Origin of the sequence: Paenibacillus sp. D2_2, from assembly GCF_031199965.1 — a bacterium.
GTDB lineage: Bacteria > Bacillota > Bacilli > Paenibacillales > Paenibacillaceae > Fontibacillus.
In genome coordinates, this window is record NZ_CP133605.1 from 4,265,265 (window position 1) to 4,285,254 (window position 19,990).

20 protein-coding genes, 4 tRNA genes and 3 pseudogenes are annotated in these 19,990 nt (G+C 45.5%); 14 read left to right on the forward strand and 13 right to left on the reverse strand.

The genetic code is table 11. The features are described from left to right. Positions 1-62: 62 nt before the first annotated feature. Positions 63-863: an ABC transporter substrate-binding protein gene (locus RE628_RS21820; RefSeq protein ID WP_309155012.1), complete on the reverse strand. Its 801-nt coding sequence runs from the start codon at positions 861-863 to the stop codon at positions 63-65. A 20-nt stretch (positions 864-883) separates the two neighbouring features. Next, positions 884-1,681: an AraC family transcriptional regulator gene (locus RE628_RS21825; protein ID WP_309155013.1), complete on the reverse strand. Its 798-nt coding sequence runs from the start codon at positions 1,679-1,681 to the stop codon at positions 884-886. A gap of 306 nt (positions 1,682-1,987) precedes the next feature. Between RE628_RS21825 and RE628_RS21830 the strand changes: the two are divergent. Further along, positions 1,988-2,952 (forward strand): annotated as a pseudogene (locus RE628_RS21830) (DUF2804 domain-containing protein). Between the two features lie 60 nt (positions 2,953-3,012). Here the strand turns inward: RE628_RS21830 and RE628_RS21835 are convergent. Both RE628_RS21835 and RE628_RS21840 read right to left on the reverse strand, forming a co-directional pair. Next, positions 3,013-3,095, reverse strand: a tRNA-Leu gene (locus tag RE628_RS21835). Between the two features lie 6 nt (positions 3,096-3,101). Beyond that, positions 3,102-3,175: transfer RNA gene (locus RE628_RS21840), tRNA-Glu, on the reverse strand. Positions 3,176-3,380: 205 nt separating this feature from the next. Here RE628_RS21840 and RE628_RS21845 point away from each other — a divergent pair. Beyond that, entirely contained in the window at positions 3,381-3,725 is a 345-nt protein-coding gene (locus RE628_RS21845) for a hypothetical protein (RefSeq protein WP_309155015.1), read from the forward strand. 13 nt (positions 3,726-3,738) lie between these two features. Here RE628_RS21845 and RE628_RS21850 read toward each other — a convergent pair. Together RE628_RS21850 and RE628_RS21855 are read right to left on the reverse strand one after the other, a co-directional pair. Continuing rightward, positions 3,739-3,825: transfer RNA gene (locus RE628_RS21850), tRNA-Ser, on the reverse strand. Between the two features lie 7 nt (positions 3,826-3,832). Next, positions 3,833-3,907: transfer RNA gene (locus RE628_RS21855), tRNA-Asn, on the reverse strand. Positions 3,908-4,304: 397 nt separating this feature from the next. Between RE628_RS21855 and RE628_RS21860 the strand changes: the two genes are divergently transcribed. Both RE628_RS21860 and RE628_RS21865 read left to right on the forward strand, forming a co-directional pair. Next, a complete protein-coding gene (locus RE628_RS21860) occupies positions 4,305-5,591 on the forward strand; it encodes an MFS transporter (protein WP_309155016.1) in 1,287 nt (428 codons plus the stop codon). A gap of 97 nt (positions 5,592-5,688) precedes the next feature. Continuing rightward, positions 5,689-6,336 (forward strand): helix-turn-helix domain-containing protein, encoded by a 648-nt coding sequence (locus RE628_RS21865; protein WP_309155017.1) that lies wholly within the window; start codon positions 5,689-5,691, stop codon positions 6,334-6,336. 159 nt (positions 6,337-6,495) lie between these two features. Here the strand turns inward: RE628_RS21865 and RE628_RS21870 are convergent, their stop codons facing one another. Next, positions 6,496-6,957, reverse strand: coding sequence for a SprT family protein (locus tag RE628_RS21870; RefSeq protein WP_309155018.1), 462 nt, complete (start codon positions 6,955-6,957; stop codon positions 6,496-6,498). 155 nt (positions 6,958-7,112) lie between these two features. Between RE628_RS21870 and RE628_RS21875 the strand changes: the two genes are divergently transcribed. Both RE628_RS21875 and cmpA read left to right on the forward strand, forming a co-directional pair. After that, positions 7,113-7,463, forward strand: coding sequence for a hydrolase/acyltransferase (locus RE628_RS21875; protein ID WP_309155019.1), 351 nt, complete (start codon positions 7,113-7,115; stop codon positions 7,461-7,463). A 382-nt stretch (positions 7,464-7,845) separates the two neighbouring features. Beyond that, positions 7,846-7,995, forward strand: coding sequence for a cortex morphogenetic protein CmpA (cmpA, locus tag RE628_RS21880; protein ID WP_309155020.1), 150 nt, complete (start codon positions 7,846-7,848; stop codon positions 7,993-7,995). 154 nt (positions 7,996-8,149) lie between these two features. Here cmpA and RE628_RS21885 read toward each other — a convergent pair whose 3' ends face one another. Next, positions 8,150-8,293 (reverse strand): hypothetical protein, encoded by a 144-nt coding sequence (locus RE628_RS21885; RefSeq protein ID WP_309155021.1) that lies wholly within the window; start codon positions 8,291-8,293, stop codon positions 8,150-8,152. Between the two features lie 354 nt (positions 8,294-8,647). Between RE628_RS21885 and RE628_RS21890 the strand changes: the two genes are divergently transcribed. The 3 genes from RE628_RS21890 to RE628_RS21900 all read left to right on the forward strand — a co-directional run bounded on the left by RE628_RS21890 (position 8,648) and on the right by RE628_RS21900 (position 11,075). Then, positions 8,648-9,103: a CcdC protein domain-containing protein gene (locus RE628_RS21890; protein ID WP_309155022.1), complete on the forward strand. Its 456-nt coding sequence runs from the start codon at positions 8,648-8,650 to the stop codon at positions 9,101-9,103. A 69-nt stretch (positions 9,104-9,172) separates the two neighbouring features. Continuing rightward, the gene (locus RE628_RS21895) at positions 9,173-10,414 is read left to right on the forward strand and encodes a sensor histidine kinase (protein ID WP_309155023.1); all 1,242 of its coding nucleotides are present in this window, start codon (positions 9,173-9,175) and stop codon (positions 10,412-10,414) included. After that, positions 10,404-11,075 (forward strand): response regulator transcription factor, encoded by a 672-nt coding sequence (locus tag RE628_RS21900; RefSeq protein WP_309155024.1) that lies wholly within the window; start codon positions 10,404-10,406, stop codon positions 11,073-11,075. The genes RE628_RS21895 and RE628_RS21900 overlap by 11 nt, the downstream gene beginning before the upstream one ends. Positions 11,076-11,168: 93 nt before the next feature. On the opposite strand, the gene RE628_RS21905 is transcribed toward RE628_RS21900, so the two are convergent. Together RE628_RS21905 and RE628_RS21910 are read right to left on the reverse strand one after the other, a co-directional pair. Continuing rightward, the gene (locus RE628_RS21905; protein ID WP_309155025.1) at positions 11,169-13,382 is read right to left on the reverse strand and encodes a Tex family protein; all 2,214 of its coding nucleotides are present in this window, start codon (positions 13,380-13,382) and stop codon (positions 11,169-11,171) included. Positions 13,383-13,542: 160 nt separating this feature from the next. After that, entirely contained in the window at positions 13,543-13,911 is a 369-nt protein-coding gene (locus RE628_RS21910; protein ID WP_309155026.1) for a DUF4190 domain-containing protein, read from the reverse strand. 344 nt (positions 13,912-14,255) lie between these two features. Between RE628_RS21910 and RE628_RS21915 the strand changes: the two genes are divergently transcribed. The 5 genes and pseudogenes from RE628_RS21915 to RE628_RS21940 all read left to right on the forward strand — a co-directional run bounded on the left by RE628_RS21915 (position 14,256) and on the right by RE628_RS21940 (position 17,607). Next, the gene (locus tag RE628_RS21915) at positions 14,256-15,032 is read left to right on the forward strand and encodes an efflux RND transporter periplasmic adaptor subunit (RefSeq protein WP_309155027.1); all 777 of its coding nucleotides are present in this window, start codon (positions 14,256-14,258) and stop codon (positions 15,030-15,032) included. Between the two features lie 38 nt (positions 15,033-15,070). Then, a complete protein-coding gene (locus RE628_RS21920; protein ID WP_309155028.1) occupies positions 15,071-15,724 on the forward strand; it encodes a hypothetical protein in 654 nt (217 codons plus the stop codon). Continuing rightward, a complete protein-coding gene (locus RE628_RS21925; RefSeq protein ID WP_309155029.1) occupies positions 15,724-16,485 on the forward strand; it encodes an ABC transporter ATP-binding protein in 762 nt (253 codons plus the stop codon). The genes RE628_RS21920 and RE628_RS21925 overlap by 1 nt, the downstream gene beginning before the upstream one ends. A 13-nt stretch (positions 16,486-16,498) precedes the next feature. After that, positions 16,499-17,058: pseudogene (locus RE628_RS21930) on the forward strand (ABC transporter permease); the annotation flags it as partial. Positions 17,059-17,067: 9 nt separating this feature from the next. Beyond that, entirely contained in the window at positions 17,068-17,607 is a 540-nt protein-coding gene (locus RE628_RS21940; RefSeq protein ID WP_309155031.1) for an ABC transporter permease, read from the forward strand. 144 nt (positions 17,608-17,751) lie between these two features. Here RE628_RS21940 and RE628_RS21945 read toward each other — a convergent pair whose 3' ends face one another. The 3 genes and pseudogenes from RE628_RS21945 to alr form a co-directional block, all read right to left on the reverse strand. Continuing rightward, the gene (locus RE628_RS21945; RefSeq protein WP_068779893.1) at positions 17,752-18,102 is read right to left on the reverse strand and encodes a type II toxin-antitoxin system PemK/MazF family toxin; all 351 of its coding nucleotides are present in this window, start codon (positions 18,100-18,102) and stop codon (positions 17,752-17,754) included. 3 nt (positions 18,103-18,105) lie between these two features. Next, positions 18,106-18,387: a CopG family ribbon-helix-helix protein gene (locus RE628_RS21950; RefSeq protein ID WP_082790021.1), complete on the reverse strand. Its 282-nt coding sequence runs from the start codon at positions 18,385-18,387 to the stop codon at positions 18,106-18,108. 244 nt (positions 18,388-18,631) lie between these two features. Beyond that, a pseudogene (alr, locus tag RE628_RS21955) lies at positions 18,632-19,782 on the reverse strand (alanine racemase). Positions 19,783-19,990: the final 208 nt, after the last annotated feature.

Below are 19,990 nucleotides of genomic sequence, written 5' to 3' on the forward strand. Positions count from 1 at the left end.
GTAAAGGAGGATCGTCGAATGTACCATGGACAAATCGCCGAATTAGCATGGACTTTTTCCAGTTAACAGTGCTGTTGCCGCTTCTGCCATTTGCTCCATTGCAGCCGGTGAACGCTCCCGCCACGGATAAGAAGTAATAAGATGCATTTTCCCTCTCTAACCGCCTCAAGCGACATCCATGCTGCTGTGGACGACAGCTCTCTCCAATAGGCTAACGTCTCCGAATCCTGCCTCACGAGAACAAAAATATGCTCCGCCCCGATCATCGCCAATTGATCCACAGTCAGCGGTACAAATGACTGTTCCCCTTCCAGATGAAGGGGGACTTCGCAGCCCAGGAGCTTATACAGCACTTCATTCACAGCTTGACTATTATAAAGTGTAAGCTGATCTTCAAAGACGCGCACCGCCACCACTGCCGGAGGCTGCATATACTGGATGATCCAAAGCCGCAGGCGAATGATACTCCGTTCAAAGGATTGCAACCACTGCTCCGCCTCAGCCTTTCTGTTTAACAGCCTGGCCAGTGCCATTAGTTCTCCTTTCCAATCCTCTGTCTCCAATGACAGCTCATAGATCGGGGCAATCTGCTCCAGTCTCTGCTTCTCCCAAGGCTCCAGCCCCTGGATACATATGATCTGCTCCGGTTGAGTCTCTGCTAGCTTGTCGAGATTAGCTTCTTTGTTATGATTCTGCCGATAGGCATCCAGGTGAACAGGGATATCCGGGCCGAGTGTATGATATAGCTCAGATGACCATTTAGGATGCAACGGGGCAGCATAGGGGATTATCTGCAATGGAGTCAGATATCCGAGCAGCGAGGTAGAACCATATAAGGCGATCCTATAGCTCCGCTCCTTCATGTAGGCCGAAGGGGATAGACCTACCTCTTTTTAAATTTCCGACTGAAATAGAACTCGTCCTTGTACCCTACCATTGGAGCGATCTCCTTCAACAATGCGCTGGAACTGAGCATCAACTGCTTCGCCTTAGCCATCCTTACCTGCGTCACATAATCCATGGCACTATGTCCGTATGTCTTTTTGAACATATCTGCAAAATATTTCGGACTAAATTCAGCGACCTCAGCCAGTCGATTCAGCGTCAGTTCCTCGCCATAGTGTTCCTCTACATACGTTCTGGCCCGTTCAAGCGCTTGAGCTTTATCCGTTTTGACTGCATTCCTGCTCTCAGCCGCCAGCTCGTACAACAGCTCCTCGAAATCAAGCTGAGCCCTCCACTGCTTATGCGGCTGGCTATGGTGGAAATGCCTGTACACTTTACGGCATACCGCATGTAGATTCTCTACCGGACTTGCACCTATGCTGTTCTCCCACAGCGCACAATCTCCAAGTTCTCTAATTTCTGATAGAGACTCCTTACATGAGGCATCAGCCCGATAGAGAGTGAAATGGAACACGGCAGCTGTTACAAACTCGCTCACGCTGCTCTTCACTCCAAATGTTCTTCCGCAAGGGCATAGCCAGGCACTCCCCTCACGAAGATGAACAGAGCGCCCTTCCAATTCGAGATTGAGCTCACCCTTTAGTACTATAATTAACGCATTTTGCACGGCCAACTGCTGCTCCAGATTTAACTCGGCCTGGCTAAATATTTCCGCGTACCACAATCTGACCATGACAGCCTGAAGATCGGCTCGATTAAATTTTGCATTGATCATCTTTCATGTACCGCCTTTTTAATTGAGAATGGTTATCATTATCATGTGGATATCATACCATAAACCGTTTTGTCTGCGATAAGGACTTTCAGTATGAACCTCTACTTCCTATAAAAATAAAAAAAAACCTTACTCCTTTCTAAGGAATCAGGTTGTTCCCAATATATCGAAAAGTAATCTTGTGATATATCTTAAAAATGTATAGACTTCAACATAAGCAGATACATCTCAATTAAAAGGGAGTGTCCTATGAACAATCATCGTATTACGACCTTTTCCGATTTACTTCATCCTAACGGGACCTTAATGCAGAAAGGCTATTCGACCAAGGCGGTCATGCGCTATAACCGCGGCCAAATCAAAGCGGCTCCATGGCGTATCAAAGAATGGGATTTCTATCAGGTGTCCAATGACGAGTTCTGTTTGCAGCTAACGATTGGGCATGCTTCCTATGCCGGTCAAGTATCGGTGATGCTGATTGATTTAATCAATAAACATACCTACTTCGTTACCGATATGCTCGTTATGCCTTTCAACCGATTAAACATGCCGGAGTCAGCCGAGCAAGGTAATCTGACTGTCAGTCGAAAAAACATCGATATACAGTTTGAAGTGTTTACCGGTGGGCGCCGCCTTCGCTGTAAAACCAATAATCCAAAGGTAGCGCATAACATGGAGATCGATATCGAACTGGTCCAGCCCGATTTGGAGTCGCTGGTTATCGCCACGCCATTTCATGAGAATCCAAGGCATTTTTATTACAATCATAAAATCAACTGCATGCCGGCTAGCGGAACAATCACGATGGGTGACAAGATTATATCTTTCGAACCGAATACGGCCTTCGGACTCCTCGACTGGGGACGCGGTGTATGGCCATTCAGCCATGAGTGGTATTGGGGCAACGGAAGCACCTGGGTAGACGGCAAACGGTTTGGCTTCAACATCGGATATGGATTCGGCAATACAGAGGCTGCTACTGAAAATATACTATTCTACAATGGAACTGCCCATAAACTGAGTCAGGTATCTGTCGATTTTGCCACAGGAGGCTATATGTCTCCCAAAACTTTTACTAGCGACGACGGTCGTTTTGAAATGCACTTTAACCGGTATACGACCGCTACACTGAGTCCAAAATGTTGTTCGTTAACAACAGCTGTCATCAGATTTTTGGCCTTTTCACGGGCAAAGCAGTCTTGGACGACGGAACGATAATCGAGGTAAAAGATATGATGGCTTTCATGGAGCATGCGGTGAATAATTGGTAGATCCGCACTAAGCGGACATACAAAAGAAGCACCCGCTATTCGCGAGTGCTTCTTGTCTTATGCGGTAGAGAGGACTCGAACCTCCACGAGCGTACGCCCACTACCCCCTCAAGATAGCGTGTCTGCCATTCCACCACTACCGCATATTATGGTGACCCGTAGGGATTCGAACCCCTGTTACCTCCGTGAAAGGGAGGTGTCTTAACCCCTTGACCAACGGGCCATATTTAATTTGCTGTCAAAAGCAGCGACAAGATTGAGTATAGCAAAAAACAATAATCATGGCAAGAAGTTTTTATTTTTTTATTATCTATTTTTAAGTCTGCTAGATACTAGGAAATAAATGCCGCCGTTCAACCTAGAAGACGGTAGATTTTATCGTTACTTCGCCAGTCGCGCGCATTAAAACTCTGTTTAGCTCCTATGCGTTGAAAATTCCTGCGGAAGTGCAGTTTTTTGATAGACTAAAATCCTATAAACCAGGAATTCCTGCACAAATGCAGTTTTTTTATATTAAAAAGCTCGATTTCAATGTTCTGACCGAAAATTCCTGCATATTTGCAGGAACTTGGATAGAATCAGCAAATCTGCAGCTTAAAAACTGCATTTTTGCATTTTTTAGTGTGCTTACTGTCTTTAAGTATCCTCTAGCAGTCGTTACACCTACCAGTGGCATGCACTATACTATCACTGGCATGCAGCGAAACACCGTTCTTAAGCGCTCCCCACAAACAGAAAAAAACTCCCGACGCATACGCGCGGGAGCTTCTTGACGTTGTATTCCAACGGAGAGAGGGATTCGAACCCTCGCACCGCTTACGCAGTCTAACCCCTTAGCAGAGGGTCCCCTTATAGCCACTTGGGTATCTCTCCAAGAAAATGGCTCCCGAACAGGACTCGAACCTGTGACAACTCGATTAACAGTCGAGTGCTCTACCAACTGAGCTATCAGGGAACATTAACAACTATCAGAATAGAACTAATTTTATTACGCTTTCATCAGAAAGTCAAGATATAAGAGGTTGTTCAAAAAGTCCGCTTTTGATCACGAATTGAATCAAGAAGTATCTGGACATCGAATCTTGAATTCAGCCGGACCTTCCGGTGCTCACGTAGGTTTTGCCTACGCTCCGCTCCTCAGTCCCTAGCTTCATCCAACCTTCTCGGTGCTGAAAAGCCTCTTTTGAACACGCATTACAAGAAGCGGACAAGCTAGGCAAAAAAAATTCAAAAAAATCTCACTTTCCTCTTGCCAAATTCCAAATCGTGGATATAATGATATCAACGTCAAAATATTTTTAATGTTAAATAAAACTGAATGAGTAAAATATTTTACCGAGAGGAAGATGTCTATGTCAGAAGCTATGCCTAAAGCCATGACTGAAGGTGCCTTAAGTAAAGAAAAGAAGCTCTCCAGTCTATTTGCTTTCAAATCATTTATTTACTTGCTCCTTGCCCGAGTTATATCCCACTTCGGCGATTCAATCGACGCGATTGCTTACAGCTGGATGGTCTATAAACTCACGGGATCAGAAATCATGATGGGAACTTTATTCGCTCTTAATTATGTACCAGGGATATTATTAAATTTCTTCTCAGGAGCTCTGGTGGATCGTTGGTCGAAGCGAAAAGTCCTCCTTGTCACTTATTCACTACGCGGCTCACTTGTCATTTTCACAGCGCTACTGTATTGGTTGGGGTGGTTACTGCCTTGGCATCTGTATGTTATAACCCTCTTCATCGCCACCATTGAATGCTTCTCTTATCCCGCTGAAATGGCACTGGTTCCAAATCTGCTGCCCAAAGAAAAATTGCTGAGCGCCAACTCTATCAGCACTTCCGCAACAAGAACGGCCGAACTGGCCGGGCTCGCAATTGCAGGTGGTATTATTGCTTTTCTAGGGATTTCCGGAGCGATACTCATCAACGGAATCACCTTCTTCGCTGCTACTACACTTATAGTATTTATCCGCACTCATGAAGAAAAAACAGCCTCACCTGATAAAAACGAATCAACAGAGCCCCAATCTTTTTTCAAAGATGTCAAAATCGGATTAAAGTTCCTAGCTTCGAATCGTCTCATCATCACAATAGTTATAGCGGCCGCTTACGTAAATCTATGTCTTGCCCCTTATAATGTTCTGACTCCAGTGTATGTGGCAGAGATTCTTAAATCCGGTCCGCAAGGACTCAGCATGCTCGGAATTGGTCTGATCAGTGGCATGATCGTGAGTTCATTATGGATCAGTCGGAAAGGTAGCAAATTCAAAAAGTGTCAGCTTATTCTGATAGGCTATATGATGTTAGGGCTAAGTTATGCACTGTTATACTTACCTACCTTAGTCCATATAAATTCAATCTATTTAGCGATTATAATCACTTTTTGTATGGGTCTTTCAGTTTCACTTGTCAGCACCCCATCGTCCACTTATTTTATGGAGACGGTACCGAAGGAACTGCTCGGAAGAGTCGGTGCCATTTACGGCATGGTTTGCACGATTGCAGTACCGATTGGAGGTTCTTTAGCAGGCATTCTGGGAGGATGGATAAAGGTAGATATATTATTCCTTATTTTCGGGTTATTGATGATTCTGCCGTTCTTCTACTTATTGAGTCAGAAGAGCTTCCGGCAAATTTAAGAGAGCTATCCTGTCTTGTGCTTTCCCTTACATGAGTTATACTAAATAAAGCAGCAAATGCAGCAAATTCAATGCATAATGATTCGGGAGGCACGCCGTGAAGAAGGAACTCAAACTCAAAACATTGGAAGAGGTCCGGATTTATTCCGATCCCTATCGCATTCAAATCATGAATGAATTTCAAAATTTCAATCGGCCTGCAACTATAAAAGAGGTAGCCGATGCTCTTCAGGAAGTGCCCGCCAAAGTGTATTATCACGCCAAGAAACTGGAAAGCATCGGTATGCTGCAATTAGTTGACACCAAACTGATCAATGGGATCACGGCTAAATATTATGAACCCTTTAAGGGGCAAGTCATCATTAACAAAAGTGGAGCCGATGAGAAGATACAGCAGGTCTTTCAATCCGAAACCGAGAAGCTCATCTCGAACTTATATGACGAAAATAAAAAGCGCTTCTTGCAAGTTTCCACCACCGGCAGACCGAAGGGGAATCTTACAAATACAAATGTTTATTTAACGGAGCAGGAAGTTGAAGCGTTATTCGTGATGATCAACGAGTTCTGTGAACAACATGACAAATCTTCCGGTGAGGATGATCGTGAGCGGTTCGAAATGTTCTTCACCCTTTTCACAATGCGGAAACAAAGTCCAAATAAAAAGAACCATCTTCTCCATAATAGGAACGATGGTTCTTATGTTTATTCCTGTTCAATTGCTCCAGCTTGCTCTTCGTCCGTCTAGTTCTCATATCCACGAGAGCAAACTGACTCCGTTCCATCTCCGGATTACGTTTTCCTTCCCTTTCGCATTTTTGTCGGAATTTCTTCGCCTTCAATGTCGCCATACAAATATCACTCCTCCTGCTAATATGCCTTCAGTATAACATATAAAATTATATTCCTATATCGTATGCAGCTTCAAAGCACCTGAACATTTTCCGCAGCGATATCGTGCAGGATCTACCTTCCGTTTACGCATATATTCCATCCCGCAGCGGGCACAGATTAATTTATACCGATAAGGCAAGCTTCTCCGATTCGCGCTCCCCGGAAGTGACTGGCAATAACGGCTTCCATCAACCTTTTGCAGCAGAGCTTTGAACTCAGGATCGCGATGGCGGTAACCCCGTCCTGACAAGTGAAGATGATAATGGCACAGCTCGTGCTTGATAATCTTCTCTACCTCTTCCTTACCGTAGGTATGCAATTGTGCCGGATTGATTTCAATGTTATGGCTCTTCAGAAAATAGCGCCCTCCTGTCGTTCTCAGACGCCGATTGAAAGAAGCCTTATGACGAAAAGGAACGCCAAAGCTGTGCAATGAAATCGCCTCGATCCAGGCCTGAAGCTGAGTATCGTCCATAGTTGCAGTTTCTCCTCTTACTTAATTAATCCATCCGATTCTATCATACCACGGCCAACATTACTGCCTTTATGCTGCCGATTGTACTTGAATTTTAACTTCTTCTTACGCTACACTGTCAAGTAGTAATGACAGGACAAAGGAGATTATTTGTGATGCCTTCGATGAGATATGTTATTTTACAGCAAAATGCAGATTTAAAGTTTGTTGAAATGCCTGAAGAATATGCCTATCAGCTTAGCGCACTTAATTTGCGTTTGAACAAGGAAATCGCCAAGCTTACCGCCGCTAATGTTCCAAGCTTGCCGCTAGCCATCGCGGAATGCGACCGCTTGGATCTGCTGCAACCATCCTTACATATCACCAGTGGAATCGATTATATCAATGAATTGGAATCCGTCTTTGCAGCAATTCAAGAGGAGAACTATCCTCTCATCTCCTTGCTTACGGAAATTCGCGCATTACAGGCACAGCTCGAACAATGGTACGAGGAAGAAGCTTTTTGAACTTCCTCTTGAAATACTTGTTCAAAAAGATCGGTTTTCAGCACCGAGAAGGTTGGATGAAGCTAGGGGCTGAGGAGCGAAGCGTACGTTTTGGGTACGTGAGCACCGGAAGGCCCGGCTGAATTCAAGATTCGAATGTCGAATCCACTCCCTGATTCACTTCGTGTTAGATATAGAATTTATAAGTTATCAACGAAGTTGATGAAATTCTATATCGCAAGAAAACCTACCTTTGTATCGCGGTCGCTCATCCTTGAATTACTTCGATAGGTTTTCTTATCAAAAGCGGACTTTTTGAACTACCTCTAAGTTGAGGACCTGCACTTTTTCTGGCATTCCCCATATGCTAAACGTACTAAGAATGCCGGAGGAGGAGATATCATTGCCAACTTGGCTAAGTAATCAGATCATGCGTGCCTTCCACAATCGGGACCGCCGTCAGATACGGTTGCTCAATGATTGCTGGTTCTTCTACTATAACCATCAGGGACCTAATACGAGCTCGAATCATCTACATCGTTCCAAATCATAGTTACTAGAGTGAAGGGCAGAATTGTTTCTGCCCTTTTTTATTAAATCATATATGAAATATCAATACATATTGCATCACAATGGAACTAAAACGGCACAATTCTGCAAGGTAGTAAACGATAAATTTGTGCCGCCCTATCTCTCCCCCTTTGGCGTCACTCATTTTTCGGTGCCTCGTGCGTGCCTCGCCCGTCCCCACTCTTGCTCCCAGCGACTTCCCACCTGTCAATTCGCTGCATAAAGATCATCATCTGCACAGCAGCCAGATAGTTGCCCTCAAACTCTAACGGTTGTGACAACGCTTATTTAACACAAAATGCCCTGATTCAGATTATAACGGTTACGGGCGAGCTTATTTGGCTGTTTTTCACAGAAAACTCTCCATATTTGCCCAAATAACGTCAACCACAACCGTTAGAATTGCAACATCGATTATTTCCCTGTAATAACCTCTGTTACAACCGTAAGAACCTTATCGCTTCATATTCACTTTAACTTCGTGAGTCGATAGAGCGATATCGCTGTTTTCCGCTTTCCCCGTACATCTCCAGATGTATCTGTCCGAGTAAAGATCAATACCGCGTAGGATTCAAGCTTCGTCAACCATTGATATTCTGTAATTAACTTAGAATATTAATGAGGTGGTATAAATAATGGACAATTATACAAGTTATATCGTTATATTCCTTCTGATCCTTTGGCTGTCGGTAAGAGAAAAGACGGTGAAACCGAAAACCATGTGGATCATGCCGGCACTCTGGGCCTATATCATACTTCCCTCCATCCAGTGGCAGAATGTAGGCTTTACAACTCTCGCTTTATTTGCACTATGCTTGATAATTGGATTGGCGCTTGGCGTAATAAGAGGTAAACTGGAAAAAATGCGTTTTCGTCAAGATGGAAAGATTTCTATCCAAGGCTCGCTTTTCAGCATCCTTATTTTCGTAAGTGTATTGGTACTTCGGCTTACTCTCGAGTATTGGGGAAAAACGCATGCCCTCGTTAGTTTTGCAAATGCCCTATTGTTTATCTCACTCGGCTCCGTCAGTGCGCGCCGCTACATCATTTATCAGCGTTACCAAGCGATGCTGAATCGTCGCAGAGTTTAAAGGATATTGGGTATAACAAAGACACGTTAGAAAAATCTTAAAAATCCGTAAGTGCTGTCAAGGAGGTGGATGATGAACACAGGCGATACACCAAAACAACCCTCTGTATCCCTATTGCGACCTAGAACACTTCTGGTGAGCCTGCTGCTAGCCTTTCCTGTGATCCAAGACCTGCTACACGAACCGCTCCATAACGCTCTACCGGGCGCGCTATTAATCATCTATTGCATCTGTCTGCTCTGGTGGCCTACTGCCATACAGAAATATGGAATGGTTCTGGGTGCCGCCATTTTTGGCGTGATCTTCGCCTTTGCAGCTTGGCTAGGATTTGGCTTGAATGGGGCAATCGTTACTGTGTTTGCATTTTTGATCATCTGGGTGACATATAGATTGCCGACTGCGTATTCCGCAGGGTATACCGTAGTTACTGCTATCATTGCTGCTAATATCTTATATTACGTCGAGCAGCATAGCTTCGAATCGCTGGTAACCTACACTTTAGCACTTGCAGCGATATATCTGATGTTATGGGGTAGCAGAACCAGAAAAGAAACGCGGCTCATGAAAGAACGCCATCACGAAGAACTAAAGGTCGCCCATCAACAACTCGAAAGTGCTTATGTACAGCTTCATAAGGCACATCTGGAATTGGAAGAGGCCTCTGAACGATCGCTCCGTTATGCAGTTTTTGAAGAGCGAAGCCGCATTGCTGCAGATATCCATGATAGTATCGGTCACGGCTTGACCTCCGTAATCGTACAACTACAGGCACTTCCCTATATGGTCGAAGCTTCACCTGAAGAAGCCGGTTCAGCGCTGCGGAACGTCACTGAGATTGCACGCAGCTGCCTCCAAGATGTTAGATCCGTCGTTCATGAGATGGGGCTCTCCTATCAGATTTCCGGCCTTCATGAACTTCAGAAGCTGTCGCACAACTTCAGCAAACAGAACGGGCTGCCTGTTTCTTTTGCCGCTGACATCCATGAAGAAGTCGCCCCTAACCAGATATATGTGTTGTATCGGATTCTGCAGGAAGCTTTGACCAATATTTCACGTCATGCGATGGCTTCAAGTGCCAGTGTATACCTTACGGAGGATAACGATTATATCATAATGATCATTCGAGATGACGGTCAGGCCCAGTCTGCCATTATACCTGGCTTTGGACTCACTGCCATGAAAGGACGATGCGATAAAGCCGGAGGCACCATGACCATTCAGCCTATACATCCGCATGGATTGGAACTCACTATACAGCTTCCACGATCTGTAAGCACAAAAAGCGAGGTGGTTAACATTGATGCAACCTGAACGTATTCGTGTCCTGATCGCGGATGACCAGCCCCTTATTCGCAATGGGCTCGGGTTTATAATTAAAGTTCAAAAGGATATGGAGTGGTGCGGAGAGGCCAGCAACGGCCATGACGCCGTCAATTTGGCCCTTAAGGAACGTCCTCATATCGTACTCATGGATGTGCAAATGCCCGAGTTGGACGGAATTGAGGCTACCCGCGAGCTAAAACGTCTGCTGCCTGATAGCAAGGTAATTATTCTGACCACCTTTGATCTGGAGGAATATGTATATGAGGGTATCCGCGCAGGTGCGGTTGGATATTTGCTGAAGGATGCCGAACCGGAAGAACTACTGGGTTCGATCCGTGCTGCCAGCCGTGGTGAGGCGATATACCGCACCTCTGCAGCAGCCAAATTGATTACAGAAGCACTACACCAGTCCGCTCAAACCAAACAGCAATCAAATAGTCCACCCAATCTACCGGATCCATTAACCGAGCGGGAGCTTGAAGTACTCCAAGAGATGGCCTACGGGCTAAAAAATGAAGATATCGCCGCCAAGCTTCATATCAGTGAGAGCACCGTCAAAACACATGTTCACCGCATATTGCAAAAAATAGGTGCAGAAGACCGGACACAGGCGGTGGTCCTTGCTATTCGCAGCGGGTGGGTGACGTAGACCTACACGAAAAAAGACCTTCCTGATCAACAGGAATGGTCTTTTTTCGTCTATATACTCACTATAGTTTAATCCTCTTTATAGCTGTACCGGTCAGTTACCAGAATCAGCAGGTTTGCGCATCGTTAAGCCAACTCTTCCCTTCTTGAGATCCACATTCAATACCCAAACAGTCACATTATCCCCTACAGAGACAACATCCATCGGGTGCTTCACGAAGCGATCGCTAAGCTGTGAAATATGCACGAGACCGTCATTTTTAATGCCGATATCCACAAAGGCGCCGAAATCGATCACATTACGTACCGTACCTTGCAGTTCCATCCCCGGCGTCAGATCCTCGATCTTGAGTACATCGGTGCGGAAGATCGGCAACGGCAGTTCCTCACGTGGATCGCGGCCAGGGCGCTGCAAGCTGTCTACAATATCACGCAGCGTTGGCACGCCGACTTCCAATTGCGCTGCAACCGCCTCAGGCTGTACAGCACCCAGCTTACTATTCAGCTCTTTGGATCCGAGCTGTTCCTTATTTACGCCAAGTTCAGCAAATAACCGCTCCACTACTTCATAGGATTCTGGATGAATCGGCGTACGGTCCAGTTCGAAGCTGCCGTCATTAATACGCAGAAAGCCGATGCACTGTTCATAGGTTTTAGCACCTAGGCGTGGCACCTTCTGTAGTTCCTTACGACTCTTGAACATCCCGTTCTCATCTCTATATTTCACAATATTCTTCGCAATCGTTGCATTAACGCCAGATACATAAGACAGCAATGAAGGCGATGCCGTATTGACGTCGACACCAACATGGTTAACGGCAGATTCTACGACATTCTTCAAACTCTCATCGAGATGCTTCTGGGATACGTCATGTTGATACTGTCCTACACCGATCGCTTTAGGCTCGATCTTAACTAATTCAGCAAGCGGGTCCTGCAAGCGGCGGGCGATCGATGCCGCACTACGCTCCGCAACATCCAGATCCGGAAATTCTTCTTGAGCTAACTTAGAAGCAGAATATACACTGGCACCCGCTTCGTTGACGATCAGATAAGCAAGTTCATTACCCTTACCCTTCCTTCCGGCGAGCACATCAGCTACAAATTGCTCCGTCTCCCGCGAAGCCGTTCCGTTGCCAATGACGATCAGCGATATCCCATATCTGTCAATCAGTTGATTGAATGTAGCCTCAGCTTCCCGCTTCTTGTTGTTCGGCGGCGTCGGGTAAGTGACGGCAACCTCTAATAGCTTGCCAGTCTCATCAACGACGGCGAGCTTACAGCCTGTGCGATAAGCCGGGTCAACACCAAGCACGCGTTGCCCGCGCACCGGAGGCTGCAAGAGAAGATTGCGTAAATTACCGGCAAAAATATCAATCGCCTGCCCCTCCGCCTTCTCGGTCAATTCGCCGCGCACTTCTCGCTCAATCGAAGGGGCAATTAGACGTTTGTAAGCATCCTCAATGACAGCATGAAGCACAGCTTCCACGACCGAGCTGCCTTTGATCCAGCGTCCGGCAATATGGCGATGGATCGCTTCCGTCTCCACTTCCAATGACACCTTGAGCACATTTTCCCGCTCGCCGCGGTTCATGGCCAAGATACGGTGAGATGGCATTTTCTTGGCAGCTTCCCGATAATTGTAGTACATCTCATACACAGACTCTTCTTCAGGCGTTTTCGCTTCGGATACCATGAACCCGTTATCCATCGTATAGAGACGTACCCAAGCACGGGTTGCCGCTTCATCGGAAATCTCCTCAGCAATGATATCCATTGCCCCTTGAATCGCTTCCTCAGCCGTTTCGGCACCCTTCTCAGTATCGATATACTGGGCTGCCTCTTGAAGTGGGTCCCCCTGCTTCGGCTGCGACAGTATCCACTTGGCCAGCGGTTCGAGTCCTTTCTCCTTGGCTACGCTGGCCCGCGTCTTACGCTTCTGCTTATACGGACGATATAAATCCTCAACTTCCTGCAGCTTCACCGCTTGTGTAATCGACGCTGCAAGCTCATCGGTCAGCTTGCCCTGCTCTTCGATGATCCTCAGCACTTCGCGCTTACGTTCTCCTAGGTTGCGTAAATATTGCATCCGATCCGCAATATCCCGGAGCTGATTCTCATCAAGCTCCGCCGTCATTTCCTTCCGATAACGAGCAATAAACGGAATCGTGTTACCCTCATCCAATAGTGATGCTGTCGTCCTCACTTGCTTGAGTGTCAGATTCAGCTCTTTTGCAATTTGGCGAACAATTTGCTCCTGCTCCTCGGCTCCTGAATATTCCTGATTTACTGTTGTAGTTGTTGTCATATCCGATTGTGGCAAATGGAATCCCTCTTTCGTCTCAAAGTACAATTGTCTCTATTATCACAAACTTTCCGGCTCATTTCCAGCGTGTTGAACACCGGAGAAGCGATATCCTTATAAAAAAATAAAGCATCGGGCTCTCCCGATGCTCTACCGAACTATTTTAGAAATTGGAGTATATCGTGTTGTCCACGCTTCCAGCGTAAATGATGAACACAAACAAAATGATGAATAGCAAAAGCCCATAAATAATAGTTCCTATAATGCCACAAACAAGTCCGGCAATGGCCAAGCCCTTTCCTTGCTCATATCTCCGCTTGAGTTCTTTTAAGGACAAGCTAGAGAAAATAATCGCCATAATCCCCAGAAGAAAACCGACATAAGGAATCATGATCGATAAAATTCCCAATACCAAAGCCGCGATCGATTTGCCGTTCGTCTTCTGAACAACCGGAGGTCCCGGTGGGTACGGCGGTGGATAGTTATTCATCGTTGAATATTGATACTGCTGATCTGACGCATTTTGATTCATTCAAAAAGGTCCTCCCCCAAAATATATAAATTCATTATAACAGATATCCCAAACTACGTATGAAAAAAATCCAATTCATTAACATTTTTCCAACACTTATTAATAGGAATACGTGAAATATATTTTGCCACTGTCAGGGCGGTAGACACTCCCGTATTCAGCAAAGATTCAGCCTGCGTTCAGTTTACATTCAGCTTAATTTCACGCTCCTTTCATACTTGCGAAATACAATAACAACAGTTGAATTGCTAGGCGCATCATTAGATTTTTGCTTAATCGAAATATTCACCAAAAATCAGTGTTACTTGCGCAAAAAATTGATCTAAAGAAAGTTGGAATGATTCATGAAGAAGAAATGGTTATGGATCGGAACTGGAATCATTGTACTGGCCATCGCAGTAACTGCAATACTGCTAACGCTTCCAAAAAAGAGCAATGATGCTGCGCCCCCAGAACAAAGAACGACCAAAGTCACCAAGGGGAATATTACTGAAAGTGTCTCCGGCTCTGGCTCAGTTATTGCCACAGATAATGAGACCATTCGTACCAAAGATGAAGGAAAGGTCAAACAAGTGTTGGTAAAGGTCGGTGATGTCGTTAAAAAGGGACAAACCTTATTAACCTATGAATCTCAGGATTTATCCGACAATCTCGAAGCCCAGGAAGCGACGCTACAAACGCAAAAATGGGATCTAGAGGATTTGCAGAGCCAATACAAAAGACAAGTACAGCAAGGTGCCTCCGATGATGAACTGAATCAAACCCAAAAATCGATTGATAAACAGCAATTAAATATGGATAAGACTAAAAAGGATATCGCCACTATTAAAGAAAATATGCTTCCGCCCGATCCAATAATCTCACCGATCGAAGGTACGGTCACTGCCGTTAGTATTACCTCCGGCGAGCAAGCTAGGGCTGGCAGCGATTTATTTGCAATTACAGATTATCAAAATTTAAGCGTCAAAACACAAGTTGATGAACTGGATATTCCAAATGTCAAAACAGGTATGAAAGCAAGCATCCAGCTGGATGCTCTGCCGACTCGAAGATTGAAGGTGAAGTCTCCGATATTTCAAATGAGGGCTCCGCATCTAATGGCGTATCTCTGTTTGACGTAACAATCAAATTGAATCCTACCGATGGAGTTCGCGTAGGAATGTCCGCCGAAGCAACGATTATTATCAATGAGAAACAAGATATCCTCACACTTCCGGTTGAAGCGGTGCAAAAAATGGGTGATAAATACGTCGTTATGCTCCCTTCGGATAATACCTCTGACTCGACGTCGAGCCAAGATACAACGAATAAGCAAGGGGCTACGGGCCAGATGTCTAGATTCGAAGGTAGCCCTACTGGCGCCAAAGGGACGGCCACCGAGGGTGGGACCCAAAGTAGAACTGGCAGATGGAATGGCAACCCAGGCAACACTCAAAATATAGGCAGCACTGGCGACACTAGTAATCCTGGTAACACCGGAAATACGAGCAACCCAGGCTTCGGAAGACGTGGTCAGCTTGGCAATGTTAAGGAAGTAGAGGTTGGAGTTCATAATGAGAACTATATCGAGATCGTCAGTGGCCTGAGTGAAGGCGATGAAGTCGTGCTCCCAACAGTTATGGCGTCCTCAACGAGCAATGCACAAAAGGATCAGATGATGCAGGGCGGAGGATTTGGCGGTATGGGTGGTGGTAACTTCCGTAGCGATTTCGGAGGCGGAATGTCTGGCGGAGGCGGAATGTCTAGCGGCGGTATGTCAGGTGTACCTAGAAACAGCAGTACAGGCGGCATGACCAGAGGCGGTGGACAATAATGTCTAGCACAACGTCTCAACATCCCTTGATTCAAGTCAAACAACTCGGGCACGGTTACATGATGGCCGGCGAGATGATGAGCGTGCTTGAGGATATTACATTTACGATTAATCATGGTGAATTCGTAGCAATTATCGGGCCCTCAGGCTCTGGCAAATCAACGCTCATGAACATGCTTGGCTGCCTTGATATTGCTAATATCGGAAGCTATCTATTGGATGGACTAGATGTCAGGAAGCTGTCGGATAATAAGCTGGCTACAATCCGGAATGAAAAGATCGGCTTTATATTCCAGTCCTTTAATCTGCTCTCCAAATTAACAGCATACGAGAATGTGGAGCTTCCACTCATTTACCGGAATGTCTCTCATAAAGAACGAAGAAGAATCGTAGAACAATCGCTAGATGTCGTTGGCCTGAATGACCGCATGCATCATAAACCCTCCGAACTATCTGGTGGTCAACAGCAACGTGTGGCGATTGCTAGGGCTATTGCTGGAAATCCCCCGATCCTTCTAGCTGACGAGCCTACGGGTGCACTGGACAGTAAAACCGGAGTAGAGGTTATGGAGCAAATGAAGAAGCTCAATGCCCTCGGCCATACGATCATCATCATTACGCATGATCTAGCCATCGCAGAACAGGCTAAGAGAGTTATTCGCATTCAGGATGGCAGAATCGTAGAAGATCGGGGAATGCGGTATGAACCTGTTGCAGAGCATCAAAATGGCCTGGAAGAGCATTATTGGGGCCAAGGTTAGATCTCTATTGACGATGCTTGGGATCATCATCGGGGTATCCTCAGTCATTATACTCGTCTCGGTCGGCCAAGGTACCACTTCACAAATTACGTCCCAACTGGAGGGACTAGGAACTGATTTATTGACCGTAAACATTATGGGAAGAGGAAATACTACTTCACTTTCGCTGGACGAGGCGATGGATTTGGGTCAGATCGAAGGCGTCAAAGCGGTCTCCCCGATCATCAGCGGTAGTGTTACGGCCAAAAAAGGGACGATCAACGATACGGTATCTGTTGAAGGCATCGTTCCTTCCTATGAGCAAGTTCAGAACTTTCATGTCCAATCTGGTCGTTTTATCCTTGACTTGGACAATGATTTCCGTATGAAAGTTGCTCTGATTGGCACCGAGACAGCTAATACCTTTTTGGAACCGAAAATCCAGTTGGTCAGACGATTCAATTAAATGGCACCAGTTATAAGATCGTCGGCCTTCTGGAATCGAAAGGCTCCAGCCTAACGGCTTCGAATGACAAGAAAATACTCATTCCGGTAACAACCGCGGAACGCTCGCTAAGAACAGGAGGAATTCGTTCTATAACAGTGCAAGTCGATGATTCGAAGCAAATAAGCAGTGTAAAAACGGCGCTGCAGTCGGATCTGGATAAAAAATTCCAGAATGCGAACAATTCTTATAACATTTTCAATTCACAGGATATGCTAGATACCCTGAATTCCACGACACAGACTCTCTCACTAGCCTTAGGTGGAATCGCCGGCATTTCGCTCTTAGTAGGCGGAATAGGAATTATGAATATTATGCTCGTATCCGTCAGCGAAAGAACGAGGGAGATTGGTATTAGAAAAGCAATAGGAGCAAAAAAACGGAATATACTGCTGCAATTTATGGTAGAATCCACTTTCCTTAGCGGATTTGGCGGAATCGTTGGAATTGGGTTAGGCTATGGGGGAAGCGCCCTGATCGGTCATTACACCTCCCTAACTACGACCGTTCCCTACTATATCGTAACGATTTCATTCGGCTTCTCCTTGTTGATCGGAATCATCTTCGGCATGATCCCAGCGAATAAAGCGGCTAAGCTTCGCCCGATTTATGCATTACGTACCGATTCAGCCGGTTAATAGACAGACATACTCTTATAAGTCATACAGAACCCCTACCTATGGTTAATCCATAGATAGGGGTTCTGTTCGTTCACCCATAAAGAAAAAAGCACCCGAATCATCGGGTGCTAGCTCGAAGGCTTCCGCCTCCAAGCTATATCATTAAAAATCAATCAAACCTAGACTGATCAACAATGCATCATTTACTTTCTTCATCGTCTCATCGTCTAAATGTGTGATTTTATCGGTTAATCTTTGTTTGTCGATCGTTCGAATCTGTTCCAGCAAAATGACGGAATCACGATCAAATCCGTGCGTCGCTGCGTCAATTTCAACGTGAGTCGGCAGCTTTGCCTTTTGAATTTGAGCTGTGATGGCAGCAACGATCGCCGTAGGGCTAAATCGATTGCCGATATCGTTCTGGATGATTAGCACCGGTCTTACCCCTCCCTGTTCAGAACCAACTACAGGGGAAAGGTCTGCAAAGAATACGTCACCGCGCTTTACGATCAATGGTTACACCCCGCTTACTAGGCGGTCCAGAGTGATGTCTGCATCTTCCTCTGCTTGGAACGCTTCAGAGGCCATGGATAGGTTAATTTTTGCCATTTCCATATAACCCCGCTGCATCGACTCGCGAATAAATCTCTTCTTCCGCTCATTCAGATACAGCTTCATGGCTTGTCGAATCAATTCGCTGCGATTGGAATTCTCCATCGCCACGATCCCATCTACCTCCTGTAAAAGATGATCCGGTAAACTGATCATGATTCGTTTGGTATTGTGCATATTGGCCACCTTTACTTCCACCCCCAAAACCTTATCGACCCATAACCCTTGCATTAAAACTCAGTATAGCATTATTCAAGGGAATTTATACAAGAAAATATATGCCGAGAGTATATCAAGTATGCTGCATATCATTATAAACAAAAATGATAGTAGCGTACATACCTGATTCTTTCCATATTTTTATCATTCGATAACCTTGGCATAAAATCCTTCCATGTCATAAAAAGTTTTGTAGGTTTTTGTCAGGTTTTTACGAAAGCAGCGGATTTAGCACTAATTCCGTCACACCTTGGCGTGTATATACCCGTGCAACTCGATGAGCCAACATACATACCAGTTCATAATTAATCGTTCCAAGCAAATCAGCCAACTCTTCAGCGGTAATTTCCTCGCCTAATTGATGACCGATGAGTACAACCTCTTCGCCGGCTTGAATTTCTTCAGCATTTTCAGCCAAAGATTGTAATGACACCATACATTGATCCATACAAATCGTTCCTACAACAGGGGCACGGCGTCCGCGTATCAATACCTGCGCCTTACCGCTCAGCATCCGGGAATAACCATCAGCGTAGCCGATCGGAAGAGTAGCAATTCTCTCTTCTGCATCGGTGACATACTTGGCCCCGTAGCTAATGGCTGAACCGGGCGGTACCGTTTTTACCCAGACAGCCTGCGTCTTCAACGACAAGATCGGCTTCAACTGAATCTGCTCCTTCATAACTTCGTCTGAAGGATACAGACCATATAAAGCAATACCGACTCGAGCCATCTGGCAGGTCAATTCCGGTACATCGATTGCGATAGCGCTATTGCCCGTATGTATTATAGGAATATGCATTCCTTGATCCCGAAGCGCATCTACCATGCCCTGAAAACGTTCGTATTGTTCCAATGTATAGCTTTTGTCTCTTTCATCCGCGGTTGCAAAATGGGTAAACATCCCTTCCACTTCCACATGCGGTATTTGCATCGCCCGACGAATGAAATCAACGGCTTCTTTCCCGGCTTCAGACCAAGACGTCCCATGCCGGAATCAATTTTGATATGGACCTTCAGCTCATTCGTAAATTCTACTGGATCCAGCGTCGCAATCGTATCAAGTACTTCCTCACTGAACACGGTAATCGTAATATCGTGTTCCCAAGCGATACGCACTCCATGCGGGGGCGTATATCCGAGGATCAGAATCGGCAGGGTAATTCCCGCGTTTCTTAGCTCTAATGCTTCGTCCAAGAATGCAACGCTAAGATAATCTGCTCCCAGCGCCTCGAGCTCTCGGGAGATCGGAACTGCTCCGTGACCATAAGCATTTGCCTTTACGCAAGCTAACAGCTTGATTCCTTCAGGCAGTCTGCCTCGAAATGCTTCATAATTGGCACCGAGTAAATCCAGATCTATTTCCGCTCGTGTGGTCGATAGTTTACTTGCACTTTCAAGTCACCTTCTCCATTGTTTTAAAAAAGTCCATGCCAAACGATACAATTATCGTAATGTTATGAGGTTCTCATGTCAATTCCGCTACAAGCCCCATATTTGCAATTATGTGAAGTAATATTTTGGACAAGAATAAAAAAGACGGAAATACGCTGTCCCGCCGGGAAAAACT